Origin of the sequence: Paraburkholderia lebeckiae (assembly GCF_050436325.1) — a bacterium.
Taxonomy (GTDB): Bacteria; Pseudomonadota; Gammaproteobacteria; order Burkholderiales; family Burkholderiaceae; genus Paraburkholderia; species Paraburkholderia tuberum.
The window spans coordinates 718,084-740,918 of record NZ_JBNDLZ010000003.1 but is presented as its reverse complement, the minus strand read 5'-3'; the positions used below and the strand labels follow the sequence as shown (position 1 = coordinate 740,918).

The 22,835-nt window shown below is 67.6% G+C and carries 17 protein-coding genes; 13 read left to right on the top strand and 4 right to left on the bottom strand.

The features are described 5' to 3' along the window. The first annotated feature begins 406 nt into the window (after positions 1-406). Complete coding sequence (locus OKW44_RS21320; RefSeq protein ID WP_026225490.1) at positions 407-1,399, top strand: GlxA family transcriptional regulator; 993 nt, start codon at positions 407-409, stop codon at positions 1,397-1,399. 116 nt (positions 1,400-1,515) lie between these two features. Then, complete coding sequence (rfbC, locus tag OKW44_RS21315) at positions 1,516-2,067, top strand: dTDP-4-dehydrorhamnose 3,5-epimerase (RefSeq protein WP_018418593.1); 552 nt, start codon at positions 1,516-1,518, stop codon at positions 2,065-2,067. A gap of 366 nt (positions 2,068-2,433) precedes the next feature. Here the strand turns inward: rfbC and OKW44_RS21310 are convergent, their stop codons facing one another. Together OKW44_RS21310 and OKW44_RS21305 are read right to left on the bottom strand one after the other, a co-directional pair. Beyond that, positions 2,434-2,595, bottom strand: a complete 162-nt coding sequence (locus OKW44_RS21310; RefSeq protein ID WP_013089029.1) for a DUF1328 domain-containing protein — start codon at positions 2,593-2,595, stop codon at positions 2,434-2,436. A gap of 257 nt (positions 2,596-2,852) precedes the next feature. Continuing rightward, the gene (locus OKW44_RS21305; protein ID WP_018418592.1) at positions 2,853-3,278 is read right to left on the bottom strand and encodes a diacylglycerol kinase; all 426 of its coding nucleotides are present in this window, start codon (positions 3,276-3,278) and stop codon (positions 2,853-2,855) included. A 402-nt stretch (positions 3,279-3,680) separates the two neighbouring features. Here OKW44_RS21305 and bcsB point away from each other — a divergent pair, with 402 nt between their 5' ends. From bcsB to OKW44_RS21260, 9 genes are all read left to right on the top strand, one after another. Continuing rightward, positions 3,681-6,041 carry a cellulose biosynthesis cyclic di-GMP-binding regulatory protein BcsB gene (gene bcsB / locus OKW44_RS21300; RefSeq protein WP_026225489.1) on the top strand — a complete coding sequence of 787 codons (2,361 nt, stop codon included), beginning with the start codon at positions 3,681-3,683 and terminating at the stop codon, positions 6,039-6,041. Between the two features lie 3 nt (positions 6,042-6,044). Then, positions 6,045-7,382 (top strand): cellulose synthase complex periplasmic endoglucanase BcsZ, encoded by a 1,338-nt coding sequence (gene bcsZ, locus OKW44_RS21295; RefSeq protein WP_018418590.1) that lies wholly within the window; start codon positions 6,045-6,047, stop codon positions 7,380-7,382. After that, complete coding sequence (locus OKW44_RS21290) at positions 7,382-11,338, top strand: cellulose synthase subunit BcsC-related outer membrane protein (protein ID WP_018418589.1); 3,957 nt, start codon at positions 7,382-7,384, stop codon at positions 11,336-11,338. Before bcsZ ends, OKW44_RS21290 begins: the two co-directional genes overlap by 1 nt. Before the next feature lie 95 nt (positions 11,339-11,433). Further along, entirely contained in the window at positions 11,434-13,413 is a 1,980-nt protein-coding gene (gene bcsE, locus OKW44_RS21285) for a cellulose biosynthesis protein BcsE (protein WP_239499013.1), read from the top strand. Beyond that, positions 13,410-13,622 carry a hypothetical protein gene (locus OKW44_RS21280; RefSeq protein WP_018418587.1) on the top strand — a complete coding sequence of 71 codons (213 nt, stop codon included), beginning with the start codon at positions 13,410-13,412 and terminating at the stop codon, positions 13,620-13,622. Before bcsE ends, OKW44_RS21280 begins: the two co-directional genes overlap by 4 nt. Next, positions 13,619-14,404 carry a cellulose biosynthesis protein BcsQ gene (gene bcsQ / locus OKW44_RS21275; RefSeq protein WP_018418586.1) on the top strand — a complete coding sequence of 262 codons (786 nt, stop codon included), beginning with the start codon at positions 13,619-13,621 and terminating at the stop codon, positions 14,402-14,404. The genes OKW44_RS21280 and bcsQ overlap by 4 nt, the downstream gene beginning before the upstream one ends. Next, positions 14,401-16,932, top strand: a complete 2,532-nt coding sequence (gene bcsA, locus OKW44_RS21270; RefSeq protein ID WP_018418585.1) for a UDP-forming cellulose synthase catalytic subunit — start codon at positions 14,401-14,403, stop codon at positions 16,930-16,932. Before bcsQ ends, bcsA begins: the two co-directional genes overlap by 4 nt. A gap of 50 nt (positions 16,933-16,982) precedes the next feature. Then, a complete protein-coding gene (gene bcsG, locus OKW44_RS21265; protein WP_018418584.1) occupies positions 16,983-18,554 on the top strand; it encodes a cellulose biosynthesis protein BcsG in 1,572 nt (523 codons plus the stop codon). After that, positions 18,551-18,790 carry a hypothetical protein gene (locus tag OKW44_RS21260; RefSeq protein ID WP_018418583.1) on the top strand — a complete coding sequence of 80 codons (240 nt, stop codon included), beginning with the start codon at positions 18,551-18,553 and terminating at the stop codon, positions 18,788-18,790. The genes bcsG and OKW44_RS21260 overlap by 4 nt, the downstream gene beginning before the upstream one ends. Positions 18,791-18,806: 16 nt before the next feature. On the opposite strand, the gene OKW44_RS21255 is transcribed toward OKW44_RS21260, so the two are convergent. Next, a complete protein-coding gene (locus OKW44_RS21255) occupies positions 18,807-19,436 on the bottom strand; it encodes a LysE/ArgO family amino acid transporter (RefSeq protein WP_018418582.1) in 630 nt (209 codons plus the stop codon). Positions 19,437-19,553: 117 nt separating this feature from the next. Between OKW44_RS21255 and OKW44_RS21250 the strand changes: the two genes are divergently transcribed. Then, complete coding sequence (locus OKW44_RS21250; protein ID WP_018418581.1) at positions 19,554-20,447, top strand: LysR family transcriptional regulator ArgP; 894 nt, start codon at positions 19,554-19,556, stop codon at positions 20,445-20,447. A gap of 36 nt (positions 20,448-20,483) precedes the next feature. Here OKW44_RS21250 and OKW44_RS21245 read toward each other — a convergent pair whose 3' ends face one another. Further along, positions 20,484-21,434, bottom strand: coding sequence for a LysR substrate-binding domain-containing protein (locus tag OKW44_RS21245; protein WP_018418580.1), 951 nt, complete (start codon positions 21,432-21,434; stop codon positions 20,484-20,486). 169 nt (positions 21,435-21,603) lie between these two features. Between OKW44_RS21245 and OKW44_RS21240 the strand changes: the two genes are divergently transcribed. Then, positions 21,604-22,776 carry a M20 aminoacylase family protein gene (locus OKW44_RS21240; RefSeq protein WP_018418579.1) on the top strand — a complete coding sequence of 391 codons (1,173 nt, stop codon included), beginning with the start codon at positions 21,604-21,606 and terminating at the stop codon, positions 22,774-22,776. Positions 22,777-22,835: the final 59 nt, after the last annotated feature.

The window sequence follows — 22,835 nt, the reverse complement described above, 5'->3', positions numbered from 1 at the left end:
GGCGATAAGCAGTTCACAATTGAAACATTTTTGGACCGCGCAAGAAACGTACTCGGTAACGCGGAATGGCCAGGCTTCGCATTACCGGCAACTTTGTCCGAATGCGCGAGAGTGCCGTCCATCAAGGCGTTGCGGTAAGATCTCCCCAGGTTCTTCGCGCGGCTTGCATAGTTGTCCGGCCTGCCCCGCGCTCATATCAATCGCTGAATAACCGCTTTTCCTCAGACAGGGGCTGTCGTGATGAAATTCGTTTTTCAAATTTACTATAGCGATCCATTCCGCTAACATCACGCTTAATCTCTTATGCGGCGTTGGTCTGTTTTTCCGCCGTAATAACGCATTTTCTCGTTCCGTCTGATGGCGGGGCAAATCGGGGTCCGCAACGTATGACCGTTTGGGGAAGATCATGCCGCACATGCACCTTGATACAACGAGAATTACGTGGCTACACACGCCCACTTTGAACGTCCGTACTGCAGCGCGGCGAATCGGCATTCTGCTGTTCGACGGCTTCTGGCTGCTCGGCCCCGGTACCGTCGTGGAAATGTTCCAGACCGCCAATGAGTTTGCGGGCACACGAGCGGGCGAGGATCCGCCCTACGAAGTGCAGTTCCTGTCGATGGACGGCGGCAATGTCGCCAGCTCGTCGTCGGCGCGCATCTGGACTGACCGCATCGACACGCGCTTTGGCGGCGGTTTCGACGTGCTGTTCATCGCTGGCGGCTACGGCGCCCACGTGGCCGCGCGCGACGAACGCCTGCTGAACTGGCTGCGCGCCGTGCAGTCGCGCACACGCGCGATCGAAACGATCGGCGAGGGGCGCCTCGTGCTCGAAGCGGCCGGCCCGACCGAGCATGACGGCCTGATGAGCCGCTATCCGGGCGCGAGCGCGAGCGAAGGCGCGTTCAGCGCGGCCAACGACCGTCACGACTGCGCCCGCAGCGCGCTGATGTTCATCAAGCGCGACCTGGGCGCCGAGCTCGCGCGCAGCGTCGCCGATCGCGTGATGCCCGGCATGGCTGCGACGTGGGTACCGCTGCCGGCCGAGGGCGGCACGCTGAGCGTCGCCGAAAAGATTCGCGCGGCCGCGCGCTGGATGGAGGCCAACTGCGATCGTCCGGTCTCGGTCGCCGATGCCGCGCAGGTCGCCGCAATGAGCGAGCGCAATTTCCTGCGCCGTTTCAAGCACGAGATGCAGGTCACGCCGTCGGACTATCTGCTGCAGGTGCGGCTGCGTATCGCATGCAACTTCCTGACCGAGACCGAATTGCCGGTCGACAAGATCGCGCGTCGCAGCGGCACCGGCAACGGCGACCGTCTCGCGAAAATTTTCCGCAAGCGTATGGCTTTGTCGCCAACCGAGTATCGCGCCCGCAGCCGGGCGGCCAGTGAGGCGTAGCATGTATCTTTAGCATGCGATAGGGCGCCCGCGTTGCGGGCGCGCCTCGTCTGTCGGACGCGGTCGCGAGAGCGGCCGTATGTTCGCTGGCCAGCCTTTTTACGAGCACAGTGGCGATGGGCAACAGGGTCATTGCGACGGCATTGCCGGAGGTGAAACTCATCGAGCCGGAAGTGTTCATCGACGAGTTCGGCTTCTGCTTCGAGAGTTTCAGCGCGGACGAGTTTTCGGACGACGTCGCGCAAGGTTTCAACTTCGTGCAGGACCGCCATCTGCGCGCCGTGCACGGCGTGCTGCGCGGCTTGCACTACCAGGTGCAGCGTCCCCAGGGGAGGCTGCTGCGCGTCGTGCGCGGCGAGATCTTCGATGTCGCGGTCGACGTGCGCCTGAACTCACCGAACTTCGGCAAATGGAGCGGCGAGCATCTGAGCGAAGCCAACCAGCGGCAGATCTGGGTGCCGCCCGGTTTCGCGCACGGCTTCGTCGTGCTGTCCGATGTCGCCGAATGCATGTGGAAGACCACCGAGTACTGGTTCCCCGAGCTCGAGCGCTGCCTGCTGTGGTCCGATCCCGACATCGGCATCGATTGGCCGATCGATTTTCAGCCCATCCTCGGCAGCAAGGATGCGGCGGGCCGTCGTCTGTACGAGGCCGAGAACATCTCGTGAACGACGGCTGATCGGCCTGAGTATTTACGACATTTTTGCTCGAGACGCTCACGGGCCAACCCTGCACTTCGGTGCGTGGATCAAACCATCGAGACGACCCGCGAGCGCGTGCTGCGCGGCGATTGCCATGTCGCGGTGTATGAAGGACACATCGTCGGCACGATGACACTCCATGCTTCGGAGGGCGAAGCATCGCGCGAGAAGAAAAGCAGAGTTGAAGCGCCCGATGCTTCTGCAACTATTGCAATATGCTGCGGCAAGTATTGCAACGGCGACAGCAGCCGCGCAAACGTCAACGCGGCACCCACGCAGCGTGGCCGGTTCGCATCGGGCGAGGGTGAATTCACCGAACGCTGTATGCAGCCGTCAGCGTCGGATCACGCCCATCAGCAGGGTGACGAGGAAGATCACCAGGAAGATGAAGAACAACACCTTGGCGATTTCGGTTGCGCCCGCGGCAATGCCTCCAAAGCCGAACACTGCGGCGATGATGGCGATGATGAAGAAAATCACAGCGTATCGAAGCATGGTGCCTCCACCGGTGGATTGTTGAAATGACGTTTGAACGGCGCCCCGTTGCGTACGTCACGCGGCTTCACGGGTGAGATGCCGGCGAGCGGAATTCAGCAATAGATGTGCCATCGCCTGATTGCCGCCAACGTTTGCGGAAGGGCTGCCTGGCGGTAAGCGAAATTGCCGTTGAACCCGCGCTAACGTTTGCACCCCTCGTCACTGGGCGCGCAACCATGCCAACCATGGTGCGGACACGTAGAACGCGTTGCGCCTCACCCACCCAACCAGCGATACGCAAGCGGCCCGCACAACACGCCCCACGTCAGCGCACACATCAGCAGCGCAATGGTCACGGCCGCGCTGCCACAGTCTTTCGCACGTTTTGACAATTCATGCCGCTCGAACGAGATCCGGTCGATGGCGGCCTCGATCGCCGAATTCAATAGCTCCACCAGCAGCACGAGCAGCACCGATCCGATCAGCAGCACGCGCGCGATGGCGTCGACCGGCATCAGGAACGCCGTCGGCACGAGGATAGCCGCGAGCGCGGCTTCCTGACGGAACGCGCTTTCCACACGCAATGTCGCGACGATGCCGGCATACGAATGCCGCAGCGCGAACAACCCGCGCAGCGGACCGCTGCGCTTGGCGGGCGGCGCGATGGGTGAATGAGCGGGGGAATCGGCAGGATCGGCCATGTGTCGGGATGACTTCGAGTGCGGCAAATGACTGCGGATCTTACAAGATGTCAACAACGTTGCAAATTGTGATATCGTGGCGCCGCCCAACAGCGGCAGGCACCTGCACCTTCTTGCCTGACCGGCCGGCTTCGAAACATAAACAGAACGCATCACCGGTTAGGGCTGCTGCCGATTGCGCTCAGGTGTTGGCCAACCCGGTTGGCCAACCCGTCGCTCGTTGCGCTCAAGGTTTCGCCGGATTTTCCGTATACCAGGCATAGCGCGCCGCCGCCTGTTTCGCCTGCTGCGCGCGCCCGCCAGTCCGTTTTCAACTTCGCGCGCTCGCGCGGCAGACCGGATTCGCACCGTAGTTGGCGCACTCGAGCGCGCACGGTCGAGGTCCAACAAGCTGAGCTGTTCATGAAACCAGTTGTGTCGTTTTGCCTTTCGCTGACCGCCGTTGTCGGCGCGTTGTATGCCGTCGGCTCGGGCGCCGCGCCATCGGTGCCTGTCGTCGTCGCGGCCGCGAATGCGCCGAGCGCGCCCACTGTCGCCGGCGCGAGCGCCGTCACCGCCAACGTCAACCCGCACTACCTCGACAACGACGCCAGCGTCCCAACGCCGGCATCCGGCTCCAGCACATCGCGCGTTTCATTCGCGACCCTGGGCGCGTATCAGCCGTTGACGCTGCGCGGCGTCGAAGACGCGCGCACCGTCAATCTCGGCGTGCGGCTCGATCGCGTGGTCACGGCCGCGCGCCTGCGCTTGCGCTACACGTATTCGCCGTCGCTGGTGTTTGCGATGTCGCATCTGAAGGTGTCGATCAACAACGAAGTGGTCGCGACCGTGCCGTTCGATCGCGAGCACGCCGGCAAGCTCGTCACACAGGACATCGCGCTCGATCCGCGTTTTCTGACCGACTACAACCAGATCGGTCTGCGCCTGATCGCGCATTACACGCTCGAGCATTGCGAAGACCCAGAGAACTCCGCGCTGTGGGCCGACGTGAGTCCGTCGAGCGAATTCATCGTCGATACCGCGCCGATCCGTTTGCCCGACGATCTCGCACTGCTGCCCGCGCCGTTCTTCGATCACCGCGACGCGAGCCGGCTGCGTCTGCCGTTCGTGCTGCCGGCCGGCGCCGACAACGCGACGCTGCGCAGCGCGGGCGTGCTCGCCTCGTGGTTCGGCGCGCAGGCCGATTACCGGCAGGCGCGCTTTACGGCGCTGTCGACGTTGCCCACCGATTCGCACGCGGTCGTCGTCGCGCGCAGCGAGCAGTTGCCCGCCGGCCTCACGCTGCCGCCGATCAACGGTCCGATGCTGATCGTCGCCGACAATCCCGTCGCGCCGAACCGCAAGCTGCTGATCGTGACCGGCCGCAGCGCCGCCGAAGTCGATCAGGCGAGCACCGCGCTCGTGCTCGGCACGACCGCGCTCGCGGGGCCCGCGGTGCGCATCACGCAGTTCGCCGCCGGCGCGCCGCGCAAACCGTACGACGCGCCGCGCTGGCTGCCGGTCGACCGGCCGGTCGCGTTCAAGGAGCTGGTCGACGATCCGTCGCAACTGCAGGTGCGCGGCAGCTCGCCAGACGCGATCCGCCTCAACCTGCGCGTGCCCGCCGATCTGTACTCGTGGAACGGCGCGGGCGTGCCGCTGAATCTGAAGTACCGCTACACGGCGCCGACCGTGCAGAATAATTCGGCGCTCGCGGTGCAGATCAACGAGCAGCTGGTCAAGTCGTACCGGCTCGCGCTCGCGACCGCCGACGACGCGCAGGGCCGCCTGCAACTGCCGGTGCTGTCGAACAACGGCAACCGCTCGACGAGCGCGCTCGACATTCCCGCGTTTCGGATCGGCAGCTCGAACCAGTTGCAGCTGCGCTTCAATCTCGATTCGCAGAAGACCGGGTTATGCCAGGGCGTCGCCACGAATCCGGTGCAGGCCGCGGTCGATCCCGATTCGACGATCGACTTCTCCGACTTCGTCCACTTCGCGCAGATGCCGAACCTCGCGTTCTTCGCGAACAGCGGCTTTCCGTTCACGCGCTACGCGGACCTGTCGCAAACGGCTGTCGTGATTCCCGAGCATCCCGCGCCGCAGGAGCTCGAAAGCCTGCTGACGATGCTCGGCCACATGGGGCAGTGGACCGGCTATCCGGCGCTGCGCGTACAGGTCGCGCGGCCGCGCGAGCTCGCGCAGCTGAGCGGCAAGGATCTGCTCTTGATCGGCGGCGACGGCTCGGCGCCGTGGCTCGCGCGCTGGCCGCATGCGTTGCCGCTGACGATGGGTGCCCAGACCGGTGACACCGATGGATCGAGCCCGCTCGCGCGCACCTCGTTCGCGGTCGACGAGCAGTGGCGCAGCGGCGCCCGGCGCAGCGGCGCGCATCGGCCGGATGGCGGCGCGCGCATCGAACGCGACGGACCGCTTGCCGCGCTGATGGGCTTCGAATTGCCGGGCAGCCACGGACGCAGCGTCGTCGCGCTGACCGGCTCCGATCAACAGCAGCTGCCGCAACTGCTCGACATGCTCGAAAAGCCGGACCGCATCGCGCAATTGCAGGGCGACCTCGCGTTGCTGCGCGATGGCAAGGTGGACAGCATGCGCGTCGGCGACACCTATCTGGTCGGCTACGTGCCCTGGTATGCGCGGTTGTGGAGCAAGGCGATGCAGCATCCGGTGCTGCTCGGCGTGCTCGGTGCGCTCGCCGGCTTGCTGCTCGCGATCGGCGCGTTCACCGCGTTGCAGGAACTGGCCGCGCGGCGCCGGGGAGTCTGATCGATGAGTCAGGCGAAGGGCGGGATGCTGCGGCGGGCAGCGCGCGGCGGCTTGGGCGTGCGAGTTGATGCCCGTGCTGGGGTGAGCGTTGAAAGTGGCGCGGGCCTGCGCGCGAGGGTCGCGAGCAGCCTCGTGCGAACAGCGGCGAGGATGCCAGCGGCGCTGTCAGCCGCGGTGCTTGCCACGATGCTGACGCTTGCGAGCAGTCACGACGCGTTCGCCACGCAAGCGTTAGAGCCGAGCCGCGCCGACCTCGCCGCTTGCACCGCCGCACCCTGGCCGGGTTGGCAGCAATTCAAGCGCGATTTCCTTTCCGCCGATGGCCGCGTCATCGACGTCGGCTCGCCCGACGAGCGCACGGTGTCTGAGGGGCAATCGTACGCACTGTTTTTCGCGCTCGTCGCGAACGACCGCGCGGCCTTCGACACGATCCTGCGCTGGACCGAGCAGCATCTCGCTCAGGGCGACCTGACCGCGCGCCTGCCGGCGTGGCTGTGGGGCCGTTCATCCGACGGCAACTGGGCAGTGCTCGACGCGAATGCGTCCTCGGATGCCGACCTGTGGATCGCCTATGCGCTGCTCGAAGCGGGCGACGCATGGCGCGAGCGCAGTTACACGGCGCGCGGCGCGGTGCTCGCCCGGCGCGTGCTCGAAGAGGAAACGGCCAACGTGCCGGGGCTCGGCCTGACCTTGCTGCCGGGCCCGGTCGGCTTTCATCCGGACGCGGACGTGTGGCGCGTCAATCCGAGCTACACGCCGCCGCAGGTGCTGCGCGGCCTTGCCACGCGGCTGCCCGGCGATCCGCGCTGGCCGCGTTTGCTCGCGAGCACGAGCCGCATCCTGATCGACACCGCGCCGCATGGCTTCGCGCCGGACTGGGCGTTGTACCGCGCGCGCCGCGGCTTCGCGCCCGACGCGCAGACCGACGCCGAGAGCGCCTACAACGCGATTCGCGTGTACCTGTGGGCCGGCATGCTCGACCGGCGCGATCCGCTCGCGCCGACGCTGCTCGCGCGCTTCGCGCCGTTCGCGAGCTTCATCGCCGCGCACGGCGCGCCGCCCGAGAAAGTCGACGCGACCACTGGCCGTGCCGGCATCAACATGGGCAACGCGGGATTTTCGGCGGCGGCCGTGCCGTTTCTCGATGCGCGCGGCCAGCGCGCGCTCGCCGATGCGCAGATCGCCCGCGTCGCCGCGCTCGATCGCGAGACGGCCGCCGGCTATTACACGAGCGTGCTGAGCCTGTTCGCGCTCGGCTGGCGCGAAGGCCGCTATCGTTTCGCCGCCGACGGCACCCTCGATCCGCACTGGAGCACGTCGTGCCGCGCCGCGCCGCAGTAATGCGCGCAGCGCGCATTGGCGTGCTCGCGTGCGCGTGGCTCGCGGCGATGACGCGACACGTATACGGCAGTACCAGCGAAGCCGAAGCGATGCGCACGACGGCCGCGCGCACTGCTGCAGCGCGCACGGCTGCGATAAGGACACTGGCAGCGCCCGCTGCTTTGCCAGCCATAGCGCCGCCACACGACGCCGCCGTGCAACGCCTGCTCGCGACCGCGCTCATGTGGTCGACCAAGCATCGCGACGACCTCGCCTTGCAGGCGATCGACAAGGCGCTGCTCGCCGCCCCCGGCGATCCGGCCTTGCTTGCCGAGCAGGTGCGCATCGAATTGCGTCTCGGCCAAGCGCAGGCCGCGCAGGCGACGCTTGCGCGCTTGCGCGCCAAGGCGCCGGACAGCGCGGCGATCCAGCAGCTCGACGACGAATTCCGCGTCGCCACGAACGGCCGCGAGGAATTCGCGACCGTGCGTCTGCTCGCGCGTAGCGGCCAGTCCGCCGAAGCGGCGCGGCGGTTGCAGCTGCTGTTTGCGCACGGTGCGCCGTCGGGCTCGCTCGGCGCCGAGTACTACCAGATTCTCGCGGGCACGCCCGAGGGCCGCGAGCAGGCGCTCGTCGCGCTGCATCGGCGGATCGCCGCCGATCCGTCCGACGTCGACGCGGCGCTGGTGCTCGCGAATCTGCTGAACACGCGCGGCGACACGCGCGCGGAGGCTAACCGCATCGCCTGGAATCTGGCGACGCGGCCCGACTCCGATCGCACGGCCTCGCTCGACACGTGGCGTCACGTGCTGCAATCGGCGGGTGTGGACCTCGCGTATCTGCCGGCGTTGCGCGCGTATCTGCAACTGGCGCCGGACGACACCGAATTCCGCGAGCGCGTCGCGACACTCGAAGCGCGCCTCGACGCGCAACGGCAACTCGAACGCAACCCCGACTACATCGCGCAGCAGCGCGGTCTGCAGGCGCTCGCGCGCAACGATCTCGCGGCCGCCGAGCCGCTGCTCGCGCGCGCCGCGAGCGCGCGTCCCGACGATGCCGACGCAGTCGGCGGTCTCGGCATCGCGCGCATGCGGGCCGGGCGGCACGACGAAGCGCGCACGCTGTTTCTGCGCGCGGCCTCGCTCGCGCCCGACAATCGCGCGAAATGGCAGGGTCTAGCGCGCACCGCGCAATTCTGGGGAACGCTCGCGCAAGGCCGCGCGGCCGCCGCGGCAGGCCACCCGCAGGATGCGGAGCGGGCGGCACGCGCGGCGCTCGCGATGGAGCCGGACAACGCGGACGCGAAGCTGATGCTCGCCGACGCGCTGCTCGCGCAGCACGACTGGAGCGCGGCCGAGCCGCTGCTGCGCGAGATGCTGAGCGGGCATGCGGCGAGCGTGGCGGCGCTGCGCAGCACGCAGACGCTTTTCGAAAACACCGGCCGCGCGGCACAGGTCGAGCCGCTGATCGATGCGTTGCAAAGCCGCTTCACCGCCGCCGACGATCGCCAGAGCCTCGCTCGTCTGCGCGCCGATCTGCTCGCCAGCCAGGCGGACCAGTTGCTCGCCGACGGCGCGCGCGGGCCCGCCGCGCAGCGCTACGAAGCGGCATTGCGCAGCGAGCCCGACGCACCGTGGACGCGTTTCGCGCTCGCGCGTCTGTACCGCGATCTCGGGCTGCCGCAACTCGGCCGCATCGTGATGGACGAGGGTCTCGCGCTCGCGTCATCGGCCGAGATGCGCTATGCGAGCGCGCTTTACCGCAATTCGCTCGATGACCTGAGCGGCGCCCAAGCGGCGCTCGCACTGATCCCGGAGCAAGACCGCACTGATGGTATGCGGGCGCTCGATCGCAATCTGCAAACGCAACGGAGGCTCGCCGACGCGCGCGCCGCATTCGCGCGCGACGATCGCGCAAACGCGGTCCGCCTGCTCGACGAGGCGCACGCTTTGGCCGGCGACGATCCGAATCTGCTCGCGTCGGTCGGTGCGCAGTGGATCGATGCGGGCGATGCCGGCCGCGGCCTCGCGTTGTTGCGCGACTGGATCGACGCGCATCCGCACGAGGCCGACGCGGACGTGCGGCTGCGCTACGGCGATCTGCTCGGCAGCGCGCGACGCGACGCGGAGCTGTCCGCATGGCTTCGGCAGTTGCGTGGCGATCCGCAACTGAAGCTGGACGCCGCGCAACGCGCGCGCCTCGAGGACCAGGCGCTGCGTGCGACGTTGCGGCAAACCGACGAAGCGATCGATCGTGGGGATTACGAAGCGGCCCGGCAGCGACTCGCGGCGGTCAGCCCGGCCGGTCGGCGGGACAAACGCTACGCGCTCGAACTCGCCGATCTGCAGCGCGTGCAGGGCCACTACGCGGCCGCGCGGGCGACGCTGGCGCCACTGCTAGCCGCGCAGCCGAACGATGCGGACGCGCAGCTCGCGCTGGCCCGCGTGCTGGAGCAGAGCGGCCAGCGCGGCGCCGCGCTGCGCGTCGTGCACGACGTGCTCGACGGCGCCGCGCCCGACGACGTCGACACGCGGCTCGCCGCCGCGCGCCGGCTCGCCGCGTTGAACGAAGCGCGCGACGCGCAGCGGATCACGGCGGCGTTGCGCGTCGCGTATCCAACGCGGCCGGACGTGACGGTGCAAAGCGGCCGCATCGCCGAAGACCTCGGGCAGTACGAGGATGCCGCTTCGCTCTATCGTTTGTCGCTCGCGCAGGAACGCTCGGCGGGCGTGAGCGCGGGACCCGATGGCACGCCCGCGCGGGCCGCGCTCGACGATCTCGAACAGCGTCGCAATCCCTCGATCGAGACCGGCTGGCTGCCCGCCTATAAGTCCGGCGACGCGGGCATCTCGCAACTGCGCGCGTGGCAGGTGCCGGTGTACGTGCAGATGCCGTATCGCTACGACGGCCACTTCTTCGCGCACCTCGATACCGTGCGTCTCGATGCGGGCACGCTCGACGTCAGCGACGCCAACGCGTCCACACGCGATGCCTTCGGCACCTTCGGCGCGGCCGACAAGCTCGGCACCTCGCTCGGCTTGTCGCCGCAGCAACTCGCCACGCTGGCCGCGCGCTTGCCGTATCTGCATCAGCCGGCCACTGGCGTCGCGCTCGGCGCGGGCTACACGTCCGACGCGTGGCGCTTCGACGTCGGCACGACGCCGCTCGGTTTCCCCGTGTCTTACCTCGTCGGCGGCGTGCGCTATCGGTTCGACGCGGGACCGGCGAGCTTTTCGCTGAGCGGCTCGCGCCGTCCGCAAACGGGCAGTCAGCTGTCGTATGCAGGCATGCACGATCCGGTGACCGGCGCGGTGTGGGGCGGCGTGCGCCGCGACGGTATCGACCTGCATTCGTCGCTCGATATCGGCGCGGCGAACCTGTTCGCCGATCTCGGCGCGGGCGAACTGAGCGGACGCAACGTCGCGAGCAATCAGGAATTCACGCTGCGCACCGGCTTCACGATGCCGGTCTATCGGCGCGCGAATGCACTGGTGAGCACCGGCCTCGTCGGCAACGCGTGGCACTACACGAACAACCTGCGCTTCTATTCGTTGGGGCAGGGCGGCTACTACAGTCCGCAGCGCTATCTGTCGCTCGGGGTGCCGCTCGAATGGCTGGGGCGGCGCGGCGCGCTGAAGTGGGATCTGAGCGCGACCGTGGGCGTGTCGAACTCGTATGAGCGGAATTCGCCGTACTACCCGAACGGTCTGCCCGCAGGGCTCGGCGCGGCGCCGGGGCTCGAGAGCCTCGTCAATGCAGGCAGCTCGACACGCGGCGTCGTGTTTTCGTATGGGCTCGCGGGCGTCGTCGAGTATCGCGTCGATCCGCATCTGGTGTTGGGCGGGCAGTTGAGCATCGATCGTTCGCATGACTACGCACCGAGCGCCGCGCTCGTCTATCTGCGCTACACCTTCGATGCGCGCAAGCAGGACAACCGTCTGTCGCCGCAGCCGGTACGGCTTTATTCGAGCTATTGAGCGGCGATGCAACGAGACCGGGGACAGCAGACGTGAGCACCGATTCGAATCCAACCCAAACTCCCGTGCGCGCTTTTCTGCGACGCTGGCTGCGCATGTTCGGCGGCGATGCGCCGCGTCGCGCACAGCAGATCGGCCGTCTGGCAATCGAGGCATTGCCAGACGAATGGGCCGCGCTCGAAGCGGGCAAGCTGTATGCGATCTATGCGGCGCCGCGCACGCCGGGGGCCGACACGCCGGGGGCCGACACGCCGGGCGTCGATACGCCGGGCGTCGACACGCTGATCTGGGAAAGCGCTCGCGCCGCGCTCACTCGCGACGTGACGGTCGTGCTCGCGCGTGAGCGCGCGGCCGTTGCCCAGCGTTTGCGCGAGTTGGGCTTCAGCGCCAGCGCACCGGCCGCGGGCTGGCCGCGCAATCTGAACGTGCTTGCGATGCCGCCAGTCGATGACTCGCAAGCGCAGGAGCAGCACGCCGACAGCGCCGCGACGCACGGCAAACTGTTCGGCGGTCTGCGCGCGCTGAAGCGCTTCGGCTTTCGTGCCCGCTCGCTGTATTTCATCGAAGGCGCCGAGCGCTGGTTCAACTGGCACGACGCTGCCGCGCTCGCGCACGCAGCCCGCATGCTCGCGAACTGGTGTGCGGCACGGCGTATCACGCTGGTGCTGCTGCTCGGCATCGATGGAAATGGCGACGACGATTCACTCGACCCGCGCGGCGCCCGGGACGGTGCCGTCGATGCGCTGCACCGCAACGCGTTCCATGCGGCATGCGCGGGCGTCGCACGGATGGAGCGCACGCACGGCGAGCTGCTGTGGCATGCCGACTTCTGGCGCGCGGATCGCACACTGGTGACGGGCGAAGTCCGCTCGCTGCGCTTTACCGATAGCGGTCGCCTCAGCGTCGCGCCCGACACGCCAGCGGACAGCGTCGCGCGCGGCCAACGCCTGCTTGCGCGCGACGAGCAGCGCGTCGTCGTGAGCCGCGCGGTGGTGTGCGGTCAGGAGGCATGGCTGCCGCCGCATTGGGAGGTGTGCGCCGATCAGGCCGCGGTGCTGAGCGCGTGCGCCCATGCGCAGGCCGCGACCGTGGTGCTCGATTACGCGGGCGGCGCGCAGCTCGACGCATTGTGCGCGACAGTTCATGCGCTGCGCCGCCAGGGCGGGCGCGCGCTCAAGATCGTCGTCGTCGAGCGGGGAGAAGTGCTGCGCCATCAATACGAGCTGCTGGTGCTGACGCTCGGCGCGAACCTCGTGCTCGGCCGCGACCTGCCGTTCTCGCGCATGCAGTCGCTGCTGCAGTCGTTGCAGGGGCAACTCCATACGCGTCCGGTCGCCACCGACTATCGCAGTGCCTTGAGCGCCGCGTTGAGCGACGACGTGCGCGGCTATCTGCCGGCCCGCGCGTTCTGCGAGCGCGTGCGCCTCGTGCTCGCACGCAGCGCCGTGCTGCAGTTGCCGCATGTGCTCGTTAAGCTGACGCTGCTGCCGCAATGCGCGCACGTCGATGCACTGAAGCACTGCGTGCCGCGTCGCGCGGGCGACGTGCTGACCGTCGACGCGTCGCATCTGTATGTGTTCCTGTTCGCCTGCCGGCTCGCCGATGCGGACGCCGCGCTGGCTCGGATCATCGATGTGCCGGTCGAACGGCTCGCCGACACGCTCGTGCATCTGGCGGAGCAGAGCATCGGCGCTGAACTCGACGCGCTGGAAGCGGCCAACCGGCGTAATCGGATCGCCGATTACAGCGATATGTTCGCAGCGTCCATGCGTGATGGCGCGCCTTGGCGCGCACCGCTCGCCGCAGCACCGGACGAAGCCGCGCGCGAAGGGGCGCACGTGGCCGCCGCGCAACTGGCGCGGGTGGAAGAGGTGTTGGTTCATGCGCGCGCCGAGCTCGAAGCCGACGCCGCGGTGGCGGCAAGCGCGGCCGCGCCAACGACTGGACCCGCCTGGCCTATCGAATCAACCGTGGCGAAGCCACCCGCTGCTGAGCGCCTCCCATCCCATTCCACGCCGCGGCGCCGTCGCGCGGAACCCAGCGCGATGCCGCTGCGCGCGAGGAGCATCGAATGATCGAACTGGTTCTGATCTGTTTCGTGGCCGGCATGCTCGTCGCGCTGCCGGTATGGGTCGTCTGGCAGCGCGTCGGCGTACGGCGCGGTCTCGCGGACATGCGCGGCTTCGATCCGCGCGACGCGGTGCCGTGCGGCATCGAGCCGGTCGCGCTGCGCGCGCGTCTGCTGCCCGCACTCGATACGACGCAAGACGAGGTGGCGCGATGAAAACGATCGCCGTCGTCTCCACCGCGGGCGGCACGGGCCGCACGACGTTGACCGCCGCGCTCGCGGTACTGCTCGCGCGCCGCGGCCGCCAGGTTGTCGCGCTCGACTTCGATCCGCAGAACATGCTCGGCGCGCAGCTCGGCATCGACGGTCTCGCGGCGACCGGTCTGTCGCAGGCACTGCTCGACGCGGATACCGCATGGCATGCCTGCACATGGCGCAACGCGGACGGCGTGCTGTTCGTGCCGTACGGCGCGGTGTCCGCCGCGCAAAGCACGCAGTGCGACGCACGCCTCGCCGCCGATCCGCGTTGGCTCGCCGACGCGCTCGCCGAACTCGATCTGCCACGCGATGGCGTCGTGTTGATCGACACCGCGCGCTATCCGTCGCAGCAGGCCGAGCACGCGCTGCGTTGCGCAGACCTCGCGCTGTGCGTGACGCCGCCCGAGCCGGCCGCCTGCGCGACGCTGGTCGCGCGGCTCGGCGCGCTGCGCGATGCGTGCGCGCAGTTGCGCATCATCGTGAACCGGCTCAATCCCGCGCGCGACATGCAGCGCGACGTGCTGGCGATGCTCGGCGGGGCGCTCGGCGACAAGCTGCCGCTCGCGCAGCGCGTGCATTTCGATGGCGCGTTGCCCGAGTCGTTCGCGCGCGGCACGTGGCTGTTCGACGACGCCCCGCATTCACAGGCGTCGCACGATCTGCAGGGGCTCGCGAATTGGCTCGACGCGTGGCTCACCGAAGCCACGGCGCCGCTCGATCGGCGGGGCGGCGCCTCATGAACGCGCGCGAAATGCGTTCGATGCGTAAGCGCGCGCTCGACTGGCTCGCGCGCGGCCTCGGCCTGCGCGCGACGCGCACGCCGCTCGACTGGTTCGTGCGGCTGTTCTTCCAACCGGCCGCGCCGGGCAAGCCCGACTACGCGCGCCGCTGGATTCGCGCGGCCGTGCTGCATTTCGCGCTGCAATGGGGCGTGCTCGAGCCGCATCGGTTGCGCGCATGGCTGTGGCGCGCGTTCGTGCGCGCGCTGCGTCCGTCGTCGAGAAGCGCGGCGGCGACGGTACGGGTGCTAGCCGCGTGGATCGACCGTTGGCTCGTGCCGCTATGGTTGCTCGGGCGGCGCGGGCGCGAGCGTATCGACGCGCTGCTGGCGAGCTTGCCGTGGCAGCGCTGGGGCACGCGGCTCGAAGACGCGACCCAGCGCGTCGGCCACATTCGCTGGCTGCTGCCGCTCATGGTTGCCGCGGGTGCGGGTTTATGGGCGGTGATCGGCACTGCGCCGCTGCAATCCGATGGTCAGTTCGCGTTCTTCGCGGTACTCGTGATCGTCGCGCTGATCGTGCGACGCTTTCCGGGCCGCATGCCCGTGCTGATCCTGACGACGCTCGCGCTGCTCGCGATGGTGCGCTATGTCTGGTGGCGCGTCACGCAGACGCTGTCGTTCCAGACGCCGGGCGAGGCGATCCTCGGCTATCTGCTGTTCGGCGCGGAAGCGTATACGTGGGTGATTCTGCTGCTCGGTTTCGTGCAGACCGCGTGGCCGCTGAATCGCGCGGTCGCCAGTCTGCCAGCTGATACGTCGAGCTGGCCGAGCGTCGATATCTATATCCCGACTTATAACGAGTCATTGGCCGTCGTGCGCTCGACCGTGTTCGCCGCGCAAGGCATCGACTGGCCCGCCGACAAGCTGCGCGTCTATCTGCTCGACGACGGCCGCCGCGAGGAATTCAAAGCGTTCGCGCAGGCGTGCGGGATCGGCTATCTGACGCGCGACGACAACCGTCACGCGAAAGCCGGCAACATCAATAGCGCGCTCGCCAGCACGCAAGGCGAGTACGTCGCGATCTTCGATTGCGATCACGTGCCGACGCGCTCATTCCTGCAAACGACGATGGGCACGTTCCTGCGCGACGCGCGCTGCGCGATGGTGCAGACGCCGCATCACTTTTTTTCGCCGGACCCGTTCGAGCGCAACCTCGGCACGTTCCGCCGCGTGCCGAACGAGGGCAATCTGTTCTACGGACTCGTGCAGTCGGGCAACGATCTGTGGAACGCGTCGTTCTTCTGCGGCTCGTGCGCGATCCTCAAACGCGCGGCGCTCGAAGAAGTGGGCGGCATCGCGGTGGAGACCGTCACCGAAGACGCGCACACCGCGCTGAAGCTGCACCGGCGCGGCTACACGACCGCCTATCTGCCGACCGTGCAAGCCGCCGGTCTCGCGACCGAAAGCCTCGCGAGCCATATCCGGCAGCGCACGCGCTGGGCGCGCGGCATGACGCAGATTTTCCGCATCGACAATCCGTTCGTCGGCCGCGGGCTGAGCTTTTTCCAGCGGCTCTGCTACGGCAACGCGATGCTGCATTTCTTCTACGGCGTGCCGCGGCTCGTGTTCCTGACGATGCCCATGGCGTACCTGTTCTTCCAGATGTACTTCATCAACGCATCGGCGACGACGATCGCGGGCTTCGTGCTGCCGTACATCGTGCTCGCGAACGTGGCGAACTCGCGGATGCAGGGCAAGTACCGTCACTCGTTCTGGGCCGAAGTCTACGAGTCGGTGCTCGCGTGGTACATCGTGCTGCCGACGACCGTTGCGTTCTTCAGCCCGAGGCACGGCAAGTTCAACGTGACCGACAAGGGCGGGCGCATCGGCGAGGGCTATTTCGACTGGTCGACCTCGAAGCCGTATCTGGTGCTGCTCTTACTGAACACCGGCGCGCTCGCCGCCGGCGTGTACCGGCTCATGTTCGGGCAGGGCGGCGAAACGGCAACGATCCTGATGAACGTGTTCTGGACGCTCTACAACCTCGTGATGCTCGGCGCGGCCGCGAGCGTCGCGCGCGAGGCGAAGCAGGTGCGCGTCACGCATCGGATCGCGATGCGCGCGGCGGCGACGCTGCTGCTCACGGACGGCTCGACGCTCGCCTGCACGACCAGCGACTATTCGACCGGCGGCCTTGGTCTCGACGTCGAGCCGGGTTTGAATCTCGCGCCGGGCGACAGCCTCGGCGTGTGCCTGAGCCGCGGCGATCGCCAGTTCCATTTTCCGGTGTACGTGAGCCGCTGCGTCGGACGGCACCTCGGCGTGCGCTTCGACGGTCTCACGCTCGAACAGGAGCGGCAGCTCGTGCAATGCACGTTCGGCCGCGCCGACGCGTGGCTCGACTGGGATGAGCAAACGATCGAGGACGCGCCGCTGCGCGGTTTGAAGGAAGTGCTCGCGATGGGCGTCGAAGGCTATTCGCGACTGTGGGGCGGGCTCGCGCGTGCCTGCGAGACGCTGCTCGCGCTCGACCGCACCCGCTATTGATGCCGCCTGCGCGCATCGTCTCGTGCGCAGGCCAATGAGAGAACCCGTTCATGACTCTGTGGAACCTGTACTTCATCCTCAAGCTGTATCTATTCGCGGGCGGCCATTTGCAGCCGCTATGGCTCGCGAATCTCGGCTTCGCGCTCGCGCTCGTCGTGAGCTCGACGCTGCGCCGGCGCGCGCTGCGCATCGTGCGCAATCTGGTCGGCCTCGCGCTCGGCGTGCCGCTGATGTACCACGAGGCGAACGTGCCGCCGTTCTCGCGTCTGACCGAGGAGTTCGGCAATCTGACGACGTTCAGCTTCGGCTACTGGCTCGAACTTGCGCAGCGCTTCGTGCCGCCGATGCTGCTGCTCGCGGCGCTGGGCGCGCTCGTCGGCTATCTGATCGTGAATCGCTGGGTGCGCGTCGCGACCTTCGTGCTGATCGCGCTGGTCGCGATTCCGCTGTGGCACGAGGGCGGGTTGGTGCTCGCGCAACTGCGCGGTGCAGCGGCGAACGCAACGGCGAATGCCGGCGCGAGTGGAGCGAACAACGCGCTCGCCGCGCAGCCGCTCGACCATAACGCGACGCTTGCCGCGTTCCGCTCGCAGGAGTCGCAGCGGCAGGTCAGCTTCGGTCATCTGGCCGCCGATCCGAACGCGCAGTTCGACGTGATCGTGCTGCACATCTGCTCGTTGTCGTGGGACGACCTCGATGTCGCGAAGGCGCGCAATCATCCGCTGCTCTCGCACTTCGACTATCTGTTCACGAACTTCAGCACCGCGGCGAGCTATAGCGGGCCGGCCGCGATTCGTGTGCTGCGCGCGAGCTGCGGCCAGCAGGCGCACGCGGACCTGTACAAGAACGCGCCGCCGCAGTGCTATCTGCTCGCCGATCTCGCGCAGGCCGGCTACACCCCGCAGACGATGCTGAACCACGACGGTCACTTCGACAATTTCCTGGAACTGGTCCACGACAACGCCGGCGCACCGAACGTACCGCTGATTCCGAACACGAGCGTGCCGGTCGCGATGCATGCGTTCGACGGCTCGCCGGTCCGCGACGACTACGAGACGCTCGCGGCCTGGTATGCGCAGCGCGCGAGCATCGCGGGCCCGGTCGCGCTGTACTACAACACGATCAGCCTGCACGACGGCAACCGGTTGCCGAACAGCAGCCTGTCGAGTATCGATTCGTATCCGCTGCGGGTGAACAAGCTGATGAGCGACTTCGACCGCTTCGCCGATCTGATCGCGTCGTCGGGGCGGCGCGCGGTGATCGTGTTCGTGCCCGAGCACGGCGCGGCGCTGCGCGGCGACGCGAACCAGGTCGCGGGTCTGCGCGAGATTCCGACGCCGCGCATCGTGCATGGGCCGGTCGGCGTGCGCGTCGTTGGTTTCCCGGGCAGTCATGGGCCAACCACGGTGATCGACAATCCGTCGAGCTTCCTCGCGGTGGCGCAGCTGCTGTCGAACCTCGTGTCGAACAGCCCGTTCAAGCCGGGCGTGAGCTTGTCGCAGTACGCGACGAATCTGCCGCAAACGCAGATGGTCGGCGAAAACGAGGGGACGGTGACGATGAAGACCGCATCCGGCTATGTGGTGAAGACGCCGGACGGCGTGTGGGTGGACGGCAAATGACGAACGCCTCGACAAACGCCGCGCGCGGCGGCTGGCCCGTCGACGACATCAGCGGCCTCGCGCTGCGTCTGCCGGAGGTCGAGACGGCGCGCTATTTCGATGCCCAGGCGAAGGAGGCTTACCAGCAGTCGCTGCTGAAGTGGCCGGTGCTTGCGCGGCTGATGAACCTCGTGCCGCGCGACGACGCCGATGCACCCGCCGCGCGAGGCGAGCCGCAAGAATCGGCGCTGAAATAAGGCTCGCGTCGAACGCTCAACGCAATTGCGTGAACGCGAGCAGCAACACCATGCTGCCGATCGCGCCATCCAGCACGCGCCACGCAGTTGCGCGGCGAAACAGCGGCGCGAGCATGCGAGCGCCATAGCCGAGCGCAACGAACCACACCGCGCTGACCGTCATCGCGCCGAGCGCGAAGGCGACCCGTGCGCCTTCCGGTTCACGCGCGCCGGCCGTGCCGATCAACAGAAACGTGTCCAGATAGACGTGCGGATTGAGCCACGTGAACGCAAGCGTCATCAGGATGATTGGCAGCGCGCGTTGCGCAGGCGGCGCCTGATCGCGGGACGCGCCGGCCGAGCCATCGAGCACCGCGTGTCCGGGCCGCACCGCGCGGCGCAGCGCGCTGATGCCGAACCAGGCGAGATACGCGAGCCCAACATAGAGCATCGCGTGCACGAAGCGCGGGAAACGCTCCATCAGCACCGCGGCGCCGCCGACGCCCGCGCCGATCAGAATGAAATCGGACAACGTACACAACAGCACGATCTTGCCGACATGCGAGCGCATGATGCCCTGCCGCAGCACGAACGCGTTCTGCGCGCCGATCGTAACGATCAGCGACGCGCACAGCGCCGCGCCATGGGAAAAAGACAACCAGTTCATAAGTGGTCCGGAAAAAGGAAAGCAGCGGGGATAGACGGGAAAATCCAACAGCGCTAGTCTGCGGGTTGGCATCTCATAAGAGAAGCTAATTTGCTTAATGCCGATTAAGGAACGCTAATGCTCGACTACGCCTTGCTCGACGCGCTGGCCGCCGTGGTCCGCCACGGCTCGTTCGACCGTGCCGCGAGCGAGCTCAATATCACGCCGTCCGCGGTGTCGCAGCGGGTCAAGCTGCTCGAGGAGCGGGTCGGCAGCGTGCTCGTGAAGCGTGGGCAGCCGTGCGTCGCGACCACCTCGGGCGCGCTGCTATGCCGCCATACCGAACGCGTGCAACTGCTCGAAGCGGAGCTGAAAGGCCGCCTGCCGGCACTGCCCGGCGCGCTCGTCGAGCAGTGGCCGGCACTGCGCGTCGCGGTCAACGACGACAGCGTCGGCACCTGGTTCATCGACGCGGTCGCGCCGTTCTGCGTCGAACGCGAGATGCTGCTCGACCTCGTGATCGACGACCAGGACTACACCGCGCAGCGCATTCGCGACGGCAGCGTGCAGGGCGCGATCACGACGCAGGCCGAACCGGTGCAGGGCTGTCGCTCGACACGCCTCGGCCGCATGCGATACCTGGCGGTGTGCTCGCCGGCGTTTTTCGCGCGCTATTTCGCCGACGGCGTCACGCGCGACAGCCTGCGGCGCACGCCGTGCGTCGACTTCAATCCGAAGGATCAGCTGCAAAAGCGCTTCATGCGGCGCATTACCCGCGCGGAGCTCGATCCGCCGCTGCACTGGATTCCGCACGTCGCCGGGTTTTTGCGCGCGTGCGTGATGAGCCTCGGCTGGGGCATGTGTCCCGAGCGCATGATCGCCGGGCATCTGCAGCGCGGCGAACTGGTCGAGATCGCGCCGGGCAAGCATGTCGACGTCGATCTGTACTGGCAGAGCTGGCGTCTGTCGATCGGCTGGCTCGACGATTTCAGCGCGATGCTCAGAAAGCGGGCGGGCGAGTTTCTCGATTGACTACGCGGCGGGCCGCATGAAAAACCGCGCCAGCCGTTACAGCAACAGTTCGATCGAATGAAACAGGCGGCGCTGTTCCGGGTCCTGCGAGCGCGCGCCTTCGTCGATCGTCTCGCGCAGGCAGTCGAGAAAGCACGCGGCCGCCGGGCTCGTGGGCGCGCCACGCCGCGACGTGATGCTGATGATGGTTTCGTCCAGCGTTTCACGCAGCGGCAGCGCCCACAGCTTTTCCTTCGCGCGTATCACCTCGACGAGCGGCCACGGAAAGATGCTGACCATATCCGTGTGCGCGAGCAGGCCCAGCACGATCGCGAGCGAATGCGCGAGCACGATCGTGTGCGGCACCGGCATGCCGCGCTTGACGAACAGATTGGTCGACATCGACTCGCGGCTCGCCGGGTCCCAGTTCAGTATCCATTCCGCGTCTTGAAGGTCGAGCAACGTGCGGCAACCGGCCTTCGGATGGTCGCGCCGCGCGACCACCGCCGCGTGCGTCGAAAAGAGCGGCGCGTTCTGAAACTCCGACTGCGGCGACGCGGGCGGCGGCCGGCCGATCGAAAAATCGAGGCTGCCGTCGCGCAGACGCGGCTGCACGACCGCGAGCAGGCCTTCGAAAAATTCCAGTTGCACCTCCGGCATCCGCTCGCGAAAGCGCCGCACGGCGGGCGGCAGAAAAGTCAGCGCGACCCACGGCGTGACGCCGATCGACAGCTTGCCGGCGGCGGCTCCGCGCAACGCCTCGATCTCGGCTTGCGCGCGCTGCAACTGGCCGAGCACGAGCCGCGCATGCACGACGAGCGCGCGCCCGAACTCGGTGAACGCGACACCGCTCGCGCTGCGCACGACGAGCGGCGCGTGCAGATCGGCTTCGAGCTCGCGCATCGCCTTGGTCACGGCGGCCGGGGAAAGCCCCAGCGAGCGGGCGGCCGCCCGGATACTTCCGGTATCGGCAATCGCCGCCAAGGTATTGAGCTGATGCAGTTTCATTCGAATGAGAGGCGTGACGGGGGCAACCAAGAGTTGGCACCGCAACGATTCTACGCCTGCCGCCCGAATATCGGCGCCGCTATGCTGAGTTCACGCTGACAGGGGCGCAACCAGTTGCATGGGATCGGACTAAGCGCTGAAGCGCCAGGTCCGATCGACAGGAGACGGCATGAACACAATGGTCATTCCGGCGGGCATCGCCGAAGTCGAACAGGAAATGATCGCGCTGCGACGCAGCATCCACGCGCATCCGGAGCTGGCCTACGAGGAGTTCGCAACCGGCGAGCTGGTCGCCGACCGCCTGCGGGAGTGGGGCTACAGCGTCCATCGCGGCTTGGGGCAGACCGGCGTCGTCGGGCAACTGAAGCTCGGCCACGGCACCCGCCGGCTCGGCCTGCGCGCTGACATGGACGCGCTGCCGATTCAGGAAACCACTGGCCTGCCGTACGCGAGCAAGCTGCCCGGCAAGATGCATGCATGCGGTCACGACGGCCATACGGCGATGCTGCTCGCCGCCGCCAGGCATCTGGCGCGCGAAAAAGGCTTCGACGGCACGCTGAATCTGATCTTCCAGCCGGCCGAGGAAGGGCTCGCCGGCGCCAAGAAAATGCTCGACGACGGCCTGTTCGAACAGTTTCCCTGCGACGCCGTGTTCGCGATGCACAACATGCCGGGCTTTCCTACGGCCAAGCTGGGTTTCATGCCGGGGTCGTTCATGGCGTCGTCGGATACGGTGATCATCAAGGTGATCGGCCGCGGCGGCCATGGCGCGGTGCCGCACAAGGCGGTCGATCCGGTCGTCGTGTGCGCGCAGATCGTGCTCGCGCTGCAGTCGATCGTGTCGCGCAACATCGCGCCGCTCGATATGTCGATCATCACGGTCGGCGCGATTCACGCGGGCGAAGCGCCGAACGTGATCCCCGAAACCGCCGAGATGCGCCTGTCGGTGCGCGCGCTGCGGCCCGAGGTGCGTGACCATCTGCAGCAGCGCATCACCGAGGTCGCGACCGGGCAGGCGGCCGTGTTCGGCGCGCGTGCCGAGGTCGACTATCAGCGCCGCTACCCGGTGCTCGTCAACGATGCGGCCATGACCGCGCTCGCGCGCCAGGTCGCGCTCGACTGGCTGGGCGTCGACGGGCTGATTCACGACATGCAACCGCTGACCGGCAGCGAGGACTTCGCGTTCCTGCTCGAACGCTGCGCGGGCAGCTATCTGATCATCGGCAATGGCGACGGCGAGGGCGGCTGCATGGTCCACAACCCCGGCTACGACTTCAACGACGCTTGCCTCGCGACCGGCGCGGCCTACTGGGTCAAGCTCGCGCAGACGTTCCTCGTTTGACGCGGCGGCGGCGCGCGAGCGTCTTGCCGTAGCGGCCACAAGATAATGACGGAGACACA